The organism is Pseudonocardia autotrophica (assembly GCF_003945385.1).
Lineage (GTDB): Bacteria > Actinomycetota > Actinomycetes > Mycobacteriales > Pseudonocardiaceae > Pseudonocardia > Pseudonocardia autotrophica.
The window spans coordinates 3965077-3983332 of sequence record NZ_AP018920.1 but is presented as its reverse complement, the minus strand read 5'-3'; the positions used below and the strand labels follow the sequence as shown (position 1 = coordinate 3983332).

At 73.9% G+C, this 18256-nt stretch carries 5 protein-coding genes; all 5 read left to right on the top strand.

What is annotated here, in order from left to right; genetic code table 11:
* Window positions 1-131 precede the first annotated feature (131 nt).
* From Pdca_RS18530 to Pdca_RS18510, 5 genes are read left to right on the top strand one after another with little or no spacing between them, the layout of a single operon-like run.
* Complete coding sequence (locus Pdca_RS18530; RefSeq protein ID WP_085912839.1) at window positions 132-9662, top strand: non-ribosomal peptide synthetase; 9531 nt, start codon at window positions 132-134, stop codon at window positions 9660-9662.
* Window positions 9659-15283 (top strand): non-ribosomal peptide synthetase, encoded by a 5625-nt coding sequence (locus Pdca_RS18525; protein ID WP_197719760.1) that lies wholly within the window; start codon window positions 9659-9661, stop codon window positions 15281-15283. Before Pdca_RS18530 ends, Pdca_RS18525 begins: the two co-directional genes overlap by 4 nt.
* Window positions 15280-16407 (top strand): saccharopine dehydrogenase NADP-binding domain-containing protein, encoded by a 1128-nt coding sequence (locus Pdca_RS18520; RefSeq protein ID WP_085912840.1) that lies wholly within the window; start codon window positions 15280-15282, stop codon window positions 16405-16407. Before Pdca_RS18525 ends, Pdca_RS18520 begins: the two co-directional genes overlap by 4 nt.
* Window positions 16404-17471 carry a Gfo/Idh/MocA family oxidoreductase gene (locus Pdca_RS35650; protein ID WP_158092156.1) on the top strand — a complete coding sequence of 356 codons (1068 nt, stop codon included), beginning with the start codon at window positions 16404-16406 and terminating at the stop codon, window positions 17469-17471. Before Pdca_RS18520 ends, Pdca_RS35650 begins: the two co-directional genes overlap by 4 nt.
* Entirely contained in the window at window positions 17468-18250 is a 783-nt protein-coding gene (locus tag Pdca_RS18510) for a thioesterase II family protein (RefSeq protein WP_085912842.1), read from the top strand. Before Pdca_RS35650 ends, Pdca_RS18510 begins: the two co-directional genes overlap by 4 nt.
* Window positions 18251-18256 lie beyond the last annotated feature (6 nt).

The window sequence follows — 18256 nt, the reverse complement described above, 5'->3', positions numbered from 1 at the left end:
CAGCCTATTGTTGCGGCATGAATCTCACTATTTGGTCATGGTTCACTCGTCAACTAAACGCAGGGTAGTCAGATCTAGGACGGCGAGTTAAGATTGGTTAGGTTTGCCTAACTTCATGCGATGGGGGTTTCATGTCGACAGAAATCGTCGGCAGCGACAGTTCTGTGCCGGTCGGGGGAGCCGGATCCGGCAGTTCCGGAGATGTGTCCGGACTGCATTTCCTGTGCGCTGAGATCGCCGCTTCGGTAGGGGCGGAGGAAGGGTCGGTCGGGCCCGACGACGATCTTTTCGCGGTCGGCATGGACTCGTTGCGACTGATGACGCTGCGCAGCGCGTGGCGGCGTCGGGGGATCACCGTCGACCTGGTCGCGCTCGTCGAGACCCCGACCCCGCGCGCCTGGTGGCGGTTGATGCGTGACGTGGCTCCCGCACCCGCCCCCGCACGGCAGCCGCCGGCCGACCCCGCCGCGCCGTTCCCGCTGACCTCGGTCCAGCAGGCGTACTGGGTGGGGCGTGGTGACGGGCAGCCGCTGGGTGGCGTCGGCTGCCATGCCTACCTGGAGTTCGACGGCGCCGGTGTCGACCCCGACCGGCTGGCACGTGCCGTGCGAGAGGTCGTTGACCGGCACGGGATGCTCCGGGCCCGGTTCCCCGGCGACGGGACCCAGATCATCACCCCGCCCGGTGGGGAGCCGCCGGTGCGGGTCGTCGACCTGTCCGGTATGGACTCCGGCAAGGCCCGGGCCGAGCGGGAGCGACTGCGCGGCGAGCTGTCGCACCGCAGGCTGGATGCCGGGGCGGGCGAGGTCCTCGCCGTCACGCTCTGCCTGCTCCCGGGTGGGTGCACCCGGTTGATGGTCGAGGTCGACTTCCTGGTCGCCGACGTCCTCGGCCTGCGGATCCTGCTCGCCGACCTGGCTACCGCGTACCGGAGTGACGATCCCGTGGCGTTGCCCTCGCTCGGGATCGACTTCCCGACCTGCCTGGCGCATCGGGCGCAGGCTGACGGGCATCGCGCGGACGCGCGGGCGTACTGGGCGGCCCGGGTTCCCGAGCTGCCGTCCGGGCCTCGGCTGCCGCTCGCGGTGGATCCGGCCACGGTGCTGGAGCCGCGGTTCGTGCGCCGCAGCACCCGGTTGTCCGCGCTGAGCTGGACGGCGTTGCAGGACCGGTGCCGGTCCGCGGGGATCACTCCGGCGGTCGCGCTGGCCGCCGCGTACGCGGAGGTGCTGGCCGGGTGGAGCGAGGAACCCCGCTTCGTCCTGAACCTGCCGGTGTTCGACCGGGACGAGTTCCACCCCGATGTCATGTCGGTGGTCGCCGACTTCACCGGGCTGGTGCTGCTGGAGGTCGACTGCGGTCGCCCGCTGAGCTTCCTCGACCGTGCGCGGGAGATCCAGGACCGGTTGCGCCGCGACCTCGCGCACGCCTCGTACTCGGGGGTGGAGGTGCTGCGCGATCTCACCAGGGCCGGCGACGGCCGGCCGGCGAGCGCACCGGTGGTGTTCGCCAGCGCACTCGGCGGGGACCTGGTCGGCGACGACTTCCGGGAGACGTTCGGCGAGCTCGACTGGATGGTGTCGCAGACACCGCAGGTGTGGCTGGACAACCAGGTCGTCGAGCTCGGCGGCGGCCTGTACGTGTCCTGGGACGCGGTGCAGGAGCTGTTCGACGAGGGTGTGCTGGACGCGATGTTCGCCGCCTACTCGGAGATCCTGCACGGACTGGCGGACGGCGACTGGGACCGTCGCCTCGTCGCCGGGGCACCACCGGCGCAGCGCCGGGTGCGGGCGGCGATCAACGCGACCGCGCCGGTACCCGGACCGGTCGACCCGGCCGGCCTGCTGCACACCGGGATGTTCGACCGGGCGGCCCGCGAACCGGAGCGGGTGGCCGTGCCCGGTGTGGCGACCTACGGGGAGCTGGCCGAGCGGGCGCTTCGGGTGGCCGGGTACCTGGCGGGCGAGGGTGTCGTGCCCGGTGATGCGGTGGCGGTGTCGCTGCCGCGGGGTGTCGATCAGGTGGTCGCGGTGTTCGGGGTGCTGGCCGCGGGTGCGGCGTACGTGCCGGTGTCGCCGGAGCTGCCACCGGCCCGTCGGGACAGGATGCGGGAGCTGGCCGGGGTGGTGTGCACTCTCGATGCCGATACCCGTATGGATGCCGAGCCGTTGCCGGGGCCGGTCCCGGTCGATCCGGCCCGGAGTGCCTATGTGATCTTCACGTCGGGGACGACGGGTGATCCCAAGGGGGTCGAGGTCACCCATGCCGCGGTGATGAACACGGTCGCCGACGTGTGTGCCCGGTTCGGTATCGGCCCGGATGATCGGGTGCTGACGGTGTCGGCGCTGGACTTCGACCTGTCGGTGTTCGATCTGTTCGGGCTGCTGTCGGCCGGCGGGCAGGTGGTCACGGTCGCGCCGGAGTCGTGGCGGGATGCCGCGGCGTGGGCGGGTCTGGTGGCCGGGCACCGGGTGACGGTGTGGAACACGGTGCCGGCGTTGCTGGACATGCTGCTCACCGCGGCCCCGCCGGACTCCCTGGAGTCCTTGCGGACGGTGCTGGTGTCGGGCGACTGGGTGGGTCTCGATCTCGCCCCGCGATTGGCGATTGCGGCGCCTCGGGCCCGGCTCGTCGCGTTGGGTGGGGCGACCGAGGCAGCGGTCTGGTCGAACTTCCAGCCGGTCCCGGTTCCGGTTCCGGAGCGGTGGACGTCGGTGCCCTACGGGCGTCCGCTTGCGGGACAGCGCTTCCGAGTCGTCGACGACACCGGCCGGGACCGTCCGGACCAGGTTCCGGGGGAGCTGTGGATCGGCGGTGCCGGCGTCGCCGTCGGGTACCGGGGTGATCCGGAGCTGACCGCGGCCAAGTTCGTGACGGACGACGGTCAGCGCTGGTACCGGACGGGCGACCTCGGCCGGTACTGGCCGGACGGCACGCTGGAGTTCCTGGGCCGCGCGGACACGCAGGTGAAGGTGCGTGGGCACCGGATCGAGCTCGGCGAGATCGACACCGCGCTGCAGGCCGATCCCGAGGTCGCTGCAGGCGTCACCGTCGTCGTCGGTGAGCGGACCCGGCGACGGCTCGTCGCTTACGTCACCCCCGCCTGCGTCACCCCCGCCGACGGCTCCGCCCCCGATCCCACCGGGCTCGCCGACCGGCTCCGCCGGGTGCTGCCCGACCACGCCGTCCCCGGCCGGATCGTCGTCGTCGACGCCCTGCCGCTCACCGGCAACGGCAAGATCGACCGCGCCGCGCTGGAGACCCTCGCCGAACACCAGGGCCCCGGCACCTCCGCCGCTCCGCTCGGGGAGCTGGAGAAGCAGGTCGCCGCGGTGTGGGAAGAGCTGCTCGGGATCGCCTCCGTCGCACGTGACGACAGCTTCTTCGCGCTCGGCGGTGACTCCGTCGTCGCCACCCGGATGGTCGCCCGGCTCACCGCCGACGGCGTCACCGGCGCCGGCCTCGGCGCGCTGTTCGCGTCGCCGACCCTCGCCGGGTACTGCGCCGGGCTCACCGCCGGTGACGCCCGCACGGACACCGGTGTCGTCGCCGACCCGGCGTCGCGGTACGAACCGTTCCCGACGACCGACGTGCAACGTGCCTACCTGGTCGGCCGGCGCGAGGATCTCGTCCTCGGCGGGATCGGCACCCACTACTACGGCGAACTGGACCTGCCCGAGGTCGACGTCGCGGCCTGGGAACGGGCCTGGAACATCGTGATCGCCCGGCACGACATGTTGCGTGCGGTCGTCGACGACGACGGCACCCAGCGGGTGCTGCCCGAGGTCGGTCGTTTCACCGTCCCCGTGGAGCACGGGATCGCCGCACTCGACCCGATGCGTGAGCAGATGTCCCGGCGCGTCTTCGACCCGGCTCGCTGGCCGTTGATGGAGGCCCGCGCCGTGCACTACCTCCGCGACGGTGAGCCGCGGACCCGGCTCGGCATCGGCCTGGACAACATCGTGCTCGACGCCGCGAGCGTCATGCAGCTGTTCACCGAGCTGGATGCGCTCGTCGCCGACCCCGCCGCCACGCTGCCCGAACCGGCCGTGACCTTCCGCGACTACCTGGTCCAGGGGGCACCGGACCCGGCCCGGGTCGCGGCCGCCGAGACCTACTGGAGGTCCCGGCTCGACGACCTCCCGCCCGCCCCGCCGCTGCCGCTCGCAGCCGATCCGGCAGGGATCGCCCGGCCGCGGTTCACCCGCCGGGCCGACACCCTGTCCCCCGGCGAGTGGTCCGCGATCCGTGAGCAGGCGGTCCGAGCGGGCGTCACCCCGTCCGCTGTGCTGCTGGCCTGCTACGCGGAGGTGCTGTCGCGCTGGTCGGGGGCGGCCGGACTGACCGTGAACCTGACGTTGTTCGACCGGCGTCCGGTGCACGCGGACATCGACCGGGTGCTGGGTGACTTCACGTCGTTGCTGCTGGTGGGTTGTCGGGCGGTGCCGGGGGAGTGCTGGCTGGATCGGGTCCGTCGGTTGCAGGAGCAGCTGTGGCGCGATCTGGATCATCGGGAGACGTCGGCGGTGTGGGTGATGCGTGAGCTGGCCCGCGCCACCGGCAGGCCGGAGACGACGATGCCGGTGGTGTTCACCAGCGCGCTCGGCCTGGACGCGGACACCTTGCGCGGTGCCCCGTCGCTGGAGTTCGGAATCACCCACACCCCGCAGGTGTGGCTGGACAACCAGGTGGTCGAGCTGTCCGGCGGGCTGCACGTGTCCTGGGACGCGGTGCAGGATCTGTTCGACGACGGTGTGCTGGACACGATGTTCACCGCCTACACCGGGCTCCTCCGGTCGCTGGCGGATGCGAGCTGGTCACAGCCGCTCGGACCGACCCTGCCCGAGCGGCAGGAGCAGGTCCGTGCCGCGGCGAACTCCACCGGGCAGGCCCACGACCCCGCGCTGTTGCATGCCGGGATGTTCGAGTGGGCGGCCCGCGAACCGGAGCGGGTCGCGGTGCCCGGTGCGCTGACCTACGGGGAGCTGGCCGACCGGGCGTTGCGGGTGGCCGGGTATCTGGTCGGCGAGGGCGTCAGGCCTGGTGATGCGGTGGCGGTGTCGTTGCCGCGGGGTGTCGATCAGGTGGTCGCGGTGTTCGGGGTGCTGGCCGCGGGTGGGGTGTATGTGCCGGTGTCGCCGGAGCTGCCGCAGGCCCGCGGGGACCGGATGCGGGAGCGGGCGGGGGTGGTGTGCACCCTCGACGCCGGCAGCCGCATGCAGGACACCGCGGCACTTCCCGGGCCGGTCGCGGTCGACCCCGACCGGCCGGCGTATGTGATCTTCACGTCGGGGACGACGGGTGACCCGAAGGGCGTGGAAGTCACCCACGCCGCCGCGATGAACACCGTCGCCGACGTGAGTGCCCGGTTCGGTGTGGGCGTCGAGGATCGGGTGCTGGCGGTGTCGGCGCTGGACTTCGACCTGTCGGTGTTCGATCTGTTCGGATTGTTGTCAGCCGGTGGGCAGGTCGTCACCGTCGCTCCCGAGCTGTGGCGCGACGCCGCCGCCTGGGCGGACTTGGTGGCCGAGCACCGGGTCACCGTGTGGAACACCGTGCCCGCATTGCTGGACATGCTGCTCACCGCGGCCCCGCCGGACTCCCTGGAGTCGCTGCGGACCGTGCTGGTGTCCGGCGACTGGGTCGGGCTCGACCTCGCGCCGCGGCTGGTGGCTGCGGCACCGCAAGCGCGGCTCGTGGCACTGGGTGGGGCGACGGAGGCTGCGGTCTGGTCGAACTTCCAGCCGGTTCCGGTTCCGGTTCCCGAGCGGTGGACGTCGGTGCCCTACGGGCGTCCGCTTGCGGGGCAGTGTTTCCGGGTGGTGGACCCGTTGGGCCGGGACTGTCCTGATCATGTGACGGGGGAGTTGTGGATCGGTGGTGCCGGGGTCGCCGTCGGGTACCGCGGTGATCCGGAGCTGACCGCGGCCAAGTTCGTGCCGCACGACGGTCAGCGCTGGTACCGCACAGGCGATCTGGGCCGGTACTGGCCGGACGGGACGCTGGAGTTCCTGGGCCGGGCGGACACGCAGGTCAAGGTGCGTGGGCATCGGATCGAGCTCGGTGAGATCGACACCGCGTTGCTCACCCACCACAGCGTCGACGCTGCAGTCGCCGTCGCGACCGGGGACCGCGGGCGGCGCAGGATCACCGCCTTCGTCACCCCCACGACCGCGCAGCTCGACGTACTCCCCGCCCACCTCACGGCACTGCTGCCCGAGCACATGGTCCCGGCCCGGATCGTCGCCGTCGACGCCCTGCCGCTGACCGGAAACGGCAAGATCGACCGCGCCGCCCTGGACACCCTCGCCGAACACCACGGACTCCCCACCAGGGACGCCGCACCGGCGGGCGAGATCGAACAGCGCGTCGCGGCACTGTGGGCCGAGCTGCTCGGCGTCGCCGCCGTCGGCCGCGGCGACGACTTCTTCGCGCTCGGCGGCGACTCGATCGTCGCCACCCGCATGGTCGCCCGGCTCGCCGCCGGCGGCATCGCCGGGGCCGAGCTCGGACGCCTGTTCACCGCACCCGTCCTCGCCGACTACTGCACGGCCCTGCACACCGGCATCCGCGAGCCGGTCGCCGGCGTCGTCGCCGATCCTGAACACCGGCACACCCCGTTCGCGCTCACCGACGTCCAGCGCGCCTACTGGATCGGCCGGCAGACCGGCCCCGCCCTCGGCGGGATCGGCACCCACTACTACGGCGAACTGGACCTGCCCGAGGTCGACGTCGCGGCCTGGGAACGGGCCTGGAACATCGTGATCGCCCGGCACGACATGTTGCGTGCGGTCGTCGACGACGACGGCACCCAGCGGGTGCTGCCCGAGGTCGGTCGTTTCACGGTCCCCGTCGACCATGGTCCCGACGGCATCGACCGCATGCGGGCCGAGCTCGCGCACCGCGTTCCCGATCCGGCACGATGGCCGCTGATCGCGGCCCGCGCCGTGCACCACGAACGCGACGGCGAACGCCGCACCCGGCTCGGCATCGGCCTGGACAATCTGGTCCTCGACGCCGCGAGCATCATGCTGCTGCTCGCCGAGCTCGACGCGCTCACCACCGATCCCGCAGCGCTGCCCCCGGCACCGGAGATCACCTTCCGCGACTACCTCACCCAGGTCGCCGCCGCTCCGGACGGACAGGAGAAGGCCCGCGACCACTGGCGGGCCCGCATCGCCGAGGACACGCTGCCCCCCGCTCCCAACCTGCCACTCGCCGTCGACCCGGCGACCGTGCAACGACCCGAGTTCACCCGCCGCTCGTTCGCCCTCGACACGCAGGCATGGTCGGCGCTGCGGGACCGATGTCGCGCCGCCGGCGTCACACCGGCCGCCGCGCTCCTCGGCTGCTACGCCGAGGTCCTCGGCCGCTGGTCCGGCAGCGCCGCGCTGTCGATCATGCTGACCCTGTTCGAACGGCGCCCCGTCCATCCTGACATCGACCGGGTGCTCGGCGACTTCACCACCTTGTTACCGGTTGCGTGGCGCGCCGATCCCGCCGACACCGGAACCGACCGGATCCGCCGCCTGCAGGAACAGATGTGGCGCGATCTCGACCACCGCGACGCCTCCGCGGTGTGGGTACTGCGGGAGCTCGCCCGTTCCCGCGGCGACGCCGACGCGGCCATCCCGGTCGTGTTCACCAGCGCCCTCGGCCTCGGCGACAGCGCTCCGACGATGCCCGCCCTGGAGTACGGCGTGTCACAGACGCCGCAGGTGTGGCTGGACAACCAGGTCGTGGAGTCCGCGGGCGGGCTGTACCTCTCCTGGGACGCGGTCGAGGCACTCTTCGACGACGGCGTGCTCGACGCCATGTTCGACGACTACACCGGCCTCGTCACATCACTCACCACGTCCGGCGACGACTGGCCCCGGCTCGACACCCTCCCCGCCGGCACCCGCGCGGTGCGGGCCGCGGTGAACTCCACCGGTCCGGCCTTCGAGCCCGTGCTGTTGCACGCCGGGATGTTCGACCGGGCGGCCCGCGAACCGGAGCGGGTGGCGGTGCCGGGTGTGCTGACCTACGGGGAGCTGGCCGGGCGGGCGTTGTGCGTCGCCGGGTATCTGGCCGGCGAGGGTGTGGTGCCTGGTGATGCGGTGGCGGTGTCGTTGCCGCGGGGTGTTGATCAGGTTGTTGCGGTGTTCGGGGTGCTGGCGGCGGGTGCGGTGTATGTGCCGGTGTCGCCGGAGCTGCCGTCGGCCCGGCGGGACAGGATGCGGGAGCTGGCCGGGGTGGTGTGCTCGCTGGATCCGGCCGCGCTCGACGCGGCGCTGCGGGTGGACCCGCTGCCCGAACCCGTCGCGGTCGATCCGTCCCGGACCGCCTATGTGATCTTCACATCCGGCACGACCGGTGACCCGAAGGGGGTCGAGGTCACCCACGCCGCGGCGATGAACACCGTCGCCGACGTGTGCGACCGGTTCGGTGTCGGCGGCGACGACCGGGTGCTGACGGTGTCGGCGTTGGACTTCGACCTGTCGGTGTTCGACCTGTTCGGACTCTTGTCGGTGGGTGGCCAGGTGGTGCCGGTCGCGCCGGAGTCGTGGCGTGATGCCGCCGCCTGGGCGGGCTTGGTGGCCGAGCATCGGATCACGGTGTGGAACACGGTGCCGGCGTTGCTGGACATGCTGCTCACCGCGGCCCCGGCGGGCTCGCTGGAGTCGCTACGGACCGTGCTGGTGTCCGGGGACTGGGTGGGCCTCGACCTCGCCCCACGGCTGGCCGTCGCGGCGCCACACGCTCGGCTCGTGGCACTGGGTGGGGCGACGGAGGCTGCGGTCTGGTCGAACTTCCAGTTGGTCCCGGTTCCGGTTCCCGAGCGGTGGACGTCGGTGCCCTACGGGCGTCCGCTTGCGGGGCAGCGTTTCCGGGTGGTGGACCCGTTGGGCCGGGACTGCCCGGATCACGTGCCGGGGGAGTTGTGGATCGGTGGTGCCGGTGTCGCCGTCGGCTATCGGGGTGATCCGGAGCTGACCGCGGCCAAGTTCGTGACGGACCGCGGACAGCGCTGGTACCGGACGGGCGATCTGGGCCGGTACTGGCCGGACGGCACGCTGGAGTTCCTGGGCCGCGCGGACACGCAGGTGAAGGTGCGTGGGCACCGGATCGAGCTCGGTGAGATCGAGACCGCGCTGCTCGCCCACCACAGCGTCGACGCTGCAGTCGCCGTCGCGACCGGGGACCGCGGACGGCGCAGGATCACCGCCTTCGTCACCCCCACGTCGGCCGACCCCGCCCCGCTGCGCGACCACCTGGCCGCGGCGCTGCCCGAGCACATGGTCCCGGCCCGGATCGTCGCCGTCGACGCCCTGCCGCTCACCGGCAACGGCAAGATCGACCGCCCCGCGCTGGAGACCCTCGCCGAGCACGACACCACCACGCCCACCGGACCACCACCGGAGGGCGACACCGAGATCAGGCTCGCCGCCCTCTGGTCCGAGCTGCTCGGCACCGGCCCGGTCGCCCGCGACGACCGCTTCTTCGCGCTCGGCGGCGACTCGCTCACCGCCACCCGGCTCGTCGAGCTCGTCAGCACCACGTTCGGCACCCGAATCACCATGCGCGACTTCGTGACCGACCCGACCATCCGCGGAACCGCCGCACTCCTGACCGCCGACCTCGACGGCGGCCGGGACGACTACGAGGAGGGCGAGCTGTGACCGCCGCACCCGACACCATCGACCCCGCCCGGCTCCTCATCGACCTCGAGAACCTGGGCGTCCGGCTCTGGGCCGACTCCGGGAAGCTCCGCTTCCGGGCACCCAGCGGGGTACTCACCGAGGAGCACCGGGCCGCACTGCGCGCCCACCGCGACACCGTCCTCACCCTGCTGCAGCACGACGACACCGCCGACGCCCTGACGGCCGACCCCGCCGCCGCCCACGAGCCCTTCCCGCTCACCGACGTCCAGGCGTCCTACCTGCTCGGCCGCAGCGACGCCTTCGACTACGGCGGCGTCGCCTGCCACGGCTACGTCGAGGTCGACTTCGACGAGCTCGACCCGGAGCGCCTCGAACGGGCATGGGCCACCGTCGTCGCCCGGCACGACATGCTCCGCGCCGTCGTCGAGCTCGACGGCAGCCAGCACGTCCTGCCCGATCCCGGCCCCGTCCGCGTACCGGTAGACGACCTGCGCGGCCACGACCCCGCCGCCGCTGCCACCGCACTCGCCGGCACCCGCGACGAGCTCGGCACTCAGGTGCACACCCCGGACCACTGGCCCCTGTTCGACCTGCGGATCACCCGGCTCGACGACCACGACGTGCTGCACCTGTCGATCGACCTGCTCGTCTGCGACTACACCAGCCTGCAGCTGCTGCTCGCCGAGCTCGACCGGGCCTACACCGACCCGGCGAGCCTCCCGCCACCACCCGCCGTGTCGTTCCGCGACTACGTCGTCGCCCAGCGACGCCTCAGCGGTGGCCGCCGGTACGCGCGCGACCGCGCATACTGGCTGGACCGCATCGACGACCTGCCGCCCGCCCCCGAGCTGCCCCTCGACCCGGCCCGGCCCGACGGCCCGCCACGCTTCTCCCGGCACACCACGACCCTCGACACCGAGCACTGGGCCCGGCTGCGCACCGCGGCCGCCGCCCGCGGCGTCACCCCGTCCGGGGCGCTGCTCACCGCCTACGCCGCCGTCCTCGCCCGCTGGAGCGAACGACCCGACCTCACCCTCAGCCTCACCCTGCTCAGCAGGCTCCCCGTGCACCCCGACATCGACCGGGTGATCGGCGACTTCACCTCCGTCACCCTGCTCGCCGTCCGCGCCGACGACGGAACCGGCCTGGCCGAACGGGCCCGCAGCCTCACCACCCGGCTGTTCGACGACATCGACCACCGCCTGTTCAGCGGCGTCGAGGTCGTCCGCGAGCTGCGCCGCCGGCGCGGCCCCGGCGGTGGCCTGCTCCCGGTCGTCTTCACCAGCTCGGTCGGGCTCGGCGACACCGACGCCCACGCCGGCGCCTTCACCGGCACCGGCCGGGTCGGCTTCGGCATCAGCCAGACACCGCAGGTGTGGCTCGACTGCCAGGTCTCCGACACCGACGGCACGCTGCGCATCGACTGGGACAGCCGAGACGGGGTCCTCGCGCCCGGCGTCGTCCCCGCCCTGTTCGACGCCTACACCCGGCTGCTGCACCAGCTCGCCATCGATCCGGCCGCCTGGGACGCCGCCGACCCGGTGACCCTGCCCGCCGACCAGCTCGACCGGCGCCGCCGGGTCAACGACACCACTCGTGCCCTGCCGACCGGGCTGCTGCACCAGCCGGTGCTCGACCGGGCCGCGGCCACCCCGGACGCGCTCGCCGTCGTCGCGGCCGACGGCGAGTTGCGCTACGGCGAGCTCCTCGACCGGGCACACGCCGTCGCCACCGAGCTGCGACGCCGCGACCTGCAGCCCGGCACACCGGTCGCGATCGCCGCCGACAAGGGCGTCCACCAGCCCGTAGCGGTACTCGGCACGCTGCTCGCCGGCGGCGCGTACCTGCCCGTCGACCCCCGCCAGCCGGCTCCCCGGATCGCCAGGATCCTCCGCGACTCCGGCGCACCGCTGGTCCTCACCGCCACCGGCGACCCCGGCTGGGACGTCCCCGCCGTCGCCGTGGCCGACCTCCCGGCCGCTGCCGAACCGGTTCCCGCCGCCGGAACCGCTCCCGGCGACCTCGCCTACGTCATCTACACCTCCGGATCCACCGGCGCCCCGAAGGGCGTGATGACCGCGCACCGGGCCGCCCGCAACACCGTCGAGGACATCACCGAACGCTTCCGGGTCGGTACCGGTGACCGGGTGCTCGGCGTGGCGGCGCTCGGCTTCGACCTGTCGGTCTACGACCTGTTCGGGGTGCTCGGGGCGGGCGGGACGCTCGTCCTGCCCGACCCGGACCGCCGCGGCGACCCCGAGCACTGGGCCGAGCTCGTCGCACGGCACCGGATCACGCTGTGGAACTCGGTGCCCGCCCAGCTGCAGATGCTCGGCCACGTCCTCGCCGGCGATCCGGCACCCGACGCGACCTCGCTGCGGCTCGCGCTGCTCTCCGGCGACTGGATCCCGGTCGGGCTGCCCGACGAGATCCGCGACCGGATCCCCGGCCTGGAGGTGATCAGCCTCGGCGGGGCCACCGAAGCCGCGATCTGGTCGATCGTGCACCCCGTCGGCCGGGTCGACCCGGCCGCCCGCAGCATCCCCTACGGTGTCCCGCTCGCCAACCAGACCTTCCACGTGCTCGACGCCACCGGCGCCGACCGGCCCGACTGGACCCCCGGCGAGCTCTACATCGGCGGGACCGGAACCGCCATCGGCTACCTCGGCGACCCCGACCTCACCGCGATCCGGTTCCCGAGCCACCCACGCACCGGGGAACGCCTGTACCGCACCGGCGACATCGGCCGCCACCTGCCCGACGGCACCATCGAACTGCTCGGCCGCGCCGACGACCAGATCAAGATCCGGGGACACCGGATCGAGCCCGGCGAGATCGAGGCCGCCCTGCTCACCCACCCCGCGGTGCGGGCCGCTGCCGTCGTCGCGGTCGGTGACCGGCCGCTGGAACGCCGTCTCGCCGGTTTCGTCGAGCTCGACGGCGACCGCGGCGCCGGCCTACCCGCCGAGTTCGACGACGGGCTGCGGGAACGGGCCTCGGCCGCCGCCCGCGCGGTCGTCGGCGACCTCGACCCGCGGGCCATGGTCGAGTTCTCGGTCCGCGTCGACCGGGTCGCGCTGCTCGTCATGGCGCACACGCTGCGCCGGCAGGGCCTGTTCGGCCCGGGGGAGCGGCACACACTCGCCGAGGTGCTGCAGCACTGCCGGGTCGCGGCCCGGCACGGCCGGGTCATCCGCCGCTGGCTGCGCGCACTCGTCTCCGAGGGCATGCTGCACCGCGCCGACGACGGCCGCTACCACGACCTCGCCGCCGCCGACGCCGCGCTGCTCGACCACAGCTGGGACGAGGTGTCCGACGCCCGCAAGGGCCTCAGCCACGGCGGCGAGCTCATCGAGTTCCTGCGCCGCACCACCGAGAAGCTCCCGGAGATCATGCGCGACGAGTTCCCGGTGCAGGCGCTGCTGTTCCCCGACGGCGGCACCCGCACCGCCGAGGCCGCCTACAAGGACAACCTGATCAGCCAGTACGTCAACGCGGCCACCACGGCCGCGGTCGTCGGTATCGCCGCCGCGGCGCCCGGGCACACGGTCCGGGTACTGGAGGTCGGCGCAGGCGTCGGCGGGACGTCCCGCGCGCTCGTCCCCGCACTGGCCGGTCTCGACGTCGAGTACCACTACACCGACGTGTCCCGGTTCTTCCTCGACGACGCCCGCCGCACGTTCGCCGATCACCCCGGCATGCGCTACGGACTGTTCGACATCAACACCGACTTCCGCGAGCAGGGGCACGAACCCGGCGGCATCGACGTGCTGCTCGCCGCGAACGTGCTGCACAACTCGCACGACGCGGGGGCGGTGCTGGCCCGGTTCGCGGAGCTCGTCGGCCCCGGCGGCTGGCTGGTCTTCAACGAACCGACCCGCGACTACTACCAGATCATGACCTCGATGGAGTTCCTCATGTCGCCGGCCGCCGGAGGGGCGCAGCGCGACTACGAGGATCTCCGCCGCGGCAGGGACCGCACGTTCCTGGAGCTGTCCGAGTGGCGCGAGCTCCTCGCGGACGCCGGGTTCGAGGAGGTGCTCGCGCTGCCCGGCGACGGGGATCCGCTGACCGAACTCGGCCAGCACGCCGTCGTCGCCCGGGTCCCCGGGGCCGGGGCCGCCCGGATCGATCCGGGCGAGCTGGCCGCGCACCTGCGCGCGCTGCTTCCCGAACCGATGGTCCCGACCCATCTGCGGGTCGTCGACACGCTCCCGCTGACCGGGAACGGCAAGGTCGACCGCGCCGCGCTGGCCGCCTCGATGCCCGCGGGCGGCGCGGCCGACCGGGCCGCCGTGGCCGCCGTCCCGCCCCGCGGGGACACCGAGGTCGCCGTCGCCGCAGTGTGGGGCGAGCTGCTCGGCCTGCCCGAGATCGGCCGTGATCAGGACTTCTTCGTGCTCGGCGGCGACTCGCTGCTGGTGTCCCGGCTCGCCGCCCGCCTCCGCGAGACCGTCCCGGGTGCCGCAGGCGTGCCGTGGGAGACCCTCATGCGCCGGCTGGTCGAGGGCCCCACCGTCGCCGCCATCGCCACGGCGCTGGAGCGGCTCACCGGCACGAGCAGCACCGCCGGCCAGGGCAGCACTGCCGGCGGCACCGGCAGCACCAACGGCTCGGGCAGCACTACCGGCACCGATTCGCCCAGCACCGGATCGCCCGGCACCGGCGCCGCCGGCCCGGACAGCCCGCTGGTCGAGCTGCACGCCGGACGCCCCGGAGGCACGATCACCGTGCTGGTGCACGACGGCAGCGGCGGACTCGCGCCCTACCGGGAGCTGCTCGCCGCGCTCACCGTCGACGCCCCGCACGCCCGGGTGCTCGGGCTCTCCGTCCCCGACACCGGGCGCTATCTGGGACGCGACCCGTCGTCGCTGATCGTGGGCCTGGCCGGGGAGTACGCCCGGATCCTGCTCGACGAGGTCCCCGGCGTCGCCGACGGAAGCACCCGGCTGCACCCGGTCGGGTACTGCATGGGCGGCATGCTCGCGGCCGAGCTGGCCCGCGTCCTCGGCGACGCCGGAGCCGAGCTCGCCCCGCTCACCGTCGTCAGCAGCCACCATGTGCCGCAGCGGGTCGACGACCCGCTCGTCACCGAGTACGGGTTCGCCCGCCTGATGGGGCTCGACCCGGCCGATCTCGGCTTCCCCGCCGACGAGGCCGCCGTCGGTGCGCTGCTGCGCCGGGCCGCCGACGACGGCCGGATCGCCGACGGGGCCGTCGTCGGACTCACCGGCGACCCGGACCCGGCCGTGGCCGACGCCGCGCGGCGCTTCGCGGAGGTCGCCGGAACCGAACCCGCCGCGCGACTCGCCGAACTCGCAGGGCGGCTCACACCGCTGCTCGGAGTCGGCGCCGACGACATCGCCCGGCTCCGGGAGGTGTTCCGGCAGAGCCTGCACGCCGTCTCCGGGTATCGGCCCGATCCCTATCCCGACGACATCGTACTGCTCCGGCAGAGCAGCGACCTGCACTTCATGCCCGGCCTGAGGGAGGACATGGCGGCGTTCTGGAGCGGGATATGCCTGGGCGAGACCCGGATCGTCGACATCGACGGCGACCACTTCGGCTGCCTGCGCGGTGACCGCTCCGCCCGGGTCGCGGCGCTGCTGCGCGATCTCCGCGACGGGGACGCCCGATGATCGCGGTGCTGGGCGCCTACGGCGCCGTCGGCCGGGCCGCGGCCGCGGAGCTGACCCGTACCGGCGCCGAGCCGGTGCGGGTCGGTGGCCGCGACCCCGAGCGGCTCGGCGCCACCGCCCGTGAGCTGGGCGCCGAGCCGTACCCGGTGGATCTCACCGACCCGGACGCGCTGGCCGGCTTCTGCACCGGCGCCTCGGTCGTCGTCAACGGCGCCGGCCCCGCACATCGGGTGCTCGACACCGTCGCCCGCGCCGCCGCCGCGGCCGGATCGCACTACGTCGACCCGGCGGGCGACGACGATCTCGCCGCCCGCGTCGCCGCTAGCTACCCGGAGGGAGCGGATCGGGCTGCGGTGCTGTCCGCCGGGATGCTGCCCGGGCTCTCCGGATTGCTGCCCCGGCACGTCGCCGCCGGTTTCGACGCCGCCGACCGGCTGCACGCCTACCTCGGCGGCCGGTCGGCCCTGACCCCCGCGGCGGCGGCCGACTTCCTGCTCAGCGCCGCGGCGACCGAGGGGAAACCGCTGACCGGCTGGTCCGGCGGGCACCGTGCGCTGCGCCCGCTGCGCGAGGTCGAGCTGCCGTTCTTCCCCGGCCGGGTCACCGCCACCCCGCATCTCACCCCGGAGATCGAACGGGTTGCCCGCGCGCTGGGGCTGGCCGAGGCGCACTGGTTCACCGTGTTCGTCGGGGAGCAGGCCACCGCGTTGCTGGCGCGGCACACCGCAGGCGCGGCGACCGGTTCGGACGACCCGGTCGCCGCGTTCGGCAGGGCCGTCGGCGTCGACCTCGCGGGGCACGATCCCTACCAGGTGCTCGCCTGCCAGATCGAGGGGACCACCGGGGACCGGCGCGAGGTGCGGACCCTCACCCTGCGGGTCGACGACGGCTACGCGCTCAGCGGCACCACCGCCGCGTTCACCGCCACCCAGGCCGCTGCCGGGCGAATCGGCGGCGGAACGGCGCACCTGGCCGCCGTCGCCGATCCGGCCGCCGCCGTCGCCTGGCTGTCGGACAGCCCGGTGGTCCGGACCCTGACCGTGGTCGACGGCCTGCCGATGATCGAGGACCGATTGCGGGCGGGCGAGGACGCCGCAGGCCTGTTCGAGGACGGCGAGCTGTGACCGCGCCGGACGCACCGCTGCGCATCGTCGTCTGCGGCAGCCGGTTCGGGGCCCGCTACGCCGACGCGCTCGCCACCGATCCCGGCAGCGAGCTCGTCGGGCTGCTCGGCCGGGGGAGTACCCGCACCGCGGAGCTGGCGGCCCGGCTCGGCGTCCCGCACGCCCGCCGGATCGAGGACCTGCCCCCGACCGACGCGGCCTGCGTCGTCGTCGGCACCGGACTGGCCGGAGGCGCGGGCAGCACCCTGGCCGGGGAACTGCTCGAGCGCGGTGTCGCCGTCCTGCAGGAACACCCGGTGCCCGACTCGGAGCTGGCCGGGACCCTCGCGCTGGCCCGCCGCCGCGGCGTCGCCTATCGGGTGTCCAGCCTGCACCCCGGGCTGCCCGCACCGCGCCGGTTCGCCGCGGCGGCCCGGGGGCTCGGGCGGCCGCTGTTCGCCGACGCGGTGTGCGCCGTCCCGATGTCCTACGTGCTGCTCGACGTGCTGGCCGGTGCGCTGCGCGGGCTGCGACCGTTCGCCTGCGCCGCCACCGACGTCCCGGAACCGGTCGCCGCGCTGGCCGCCGCCCCGTCACCGATGCGGTGCGTACAGGCGGCCGCCGCAGGCGTTCCGCTGACCCTGCGCGTGCAGAACCAGCTGCACGAGGCCGACCCGGAGAGCCACATGCACATTCCGATCCGGATCACCCTCGGCTTCGGCGCGGGTGTCCTCACCCTGCTCGACCTGCACGGGCCGGTGCTGTGGTCGCCGCGCCCGGACACCCGGGCGGCCGGCGACGCCCCCGGCGCCGGGGTGATCGGCCCGGCCGAGGCGCCCGGCTTCACCGCGGCCGCCCGCACCCTGTGGCCGGACGGGATCCGCTGTTCGGTCGCGGAGCTGGGCCACGACATCCGCACCGGTGCCGACCCGATGCGGGCCGGGCGGCGGCATCTAGCCGTGGCAGCCGCCTGGGCGCAGGTCTACGAGGCGCTCGGCTACCCGGAGCCGCTCACCGGGGAACTCCCGGACGCGCTGGCACCCGCCGAGGTCGACGCACTCGCCGTGGACGAGGGTGCCCGGTGACCGCGCCGCGCGGACCGGAGCGGCACCGCCGATGGCTGCGGTGCGTGGCGCCGTTGCCGACCGCCAGGATCCGGCTGGTCTGTTTCCCGCACGCCGGCGGTGCCGCCAGCGGGTACGCCACCTGGCCCGCCCGGATGGCCCCGTTCGCCGAGGTGCTCGCCGTCCAGTACCCGGGCCGGGAGGAGCGGCACGACGAGCCGTTCGCGGCCGGCGTCGACGAGCTCGCCGACGGCGTGGCAGCGGCGCTGGCAGCTCTGGTGCCCGGGAGATACGCGTTGTTCGGGCACAGCCTCGGCGCCACCGTCGCGCACGAGGTCGCCCGCCGGGCGCATCGGCCGCCCGAACACCTCGTCGTCTCCGGCAGGCTCCCGCCGCCCGAGCTGCGGCCCGGCAGCGTCCACCTCCGCGACGACGACGGCCTGGTGGCCGAGCTGACCGAGCTCGGCGGCACCGCAGCGGCCCTGCTCACCGACCCCGAGATGCGCGCGCTGGTGCTGCCCCGGGTACGCGCCGACTACCGGGTGGCCGAGACGTACCGGCCGCGGCCCGGCCCGCCGCTTCAGGTGCCGGTCACCGCGGTCATCGGCGACGCGGATCCGCGGGTCGACGAACGGCGCGCCCGCCGCTGGGCCGAGACCACCGCCGCCGGGTTCGACCTCGAGGTGCTCCCCGGCGACCACTTCTACCTCACCGACCAGCGGGAAGCGCTGCTGGCGCTGCTGCGACGGCGACTCGGGCTACCGGACGTCGTCGCCGCCCGCTGGCCGTCCACCCCGTGAAGGAGA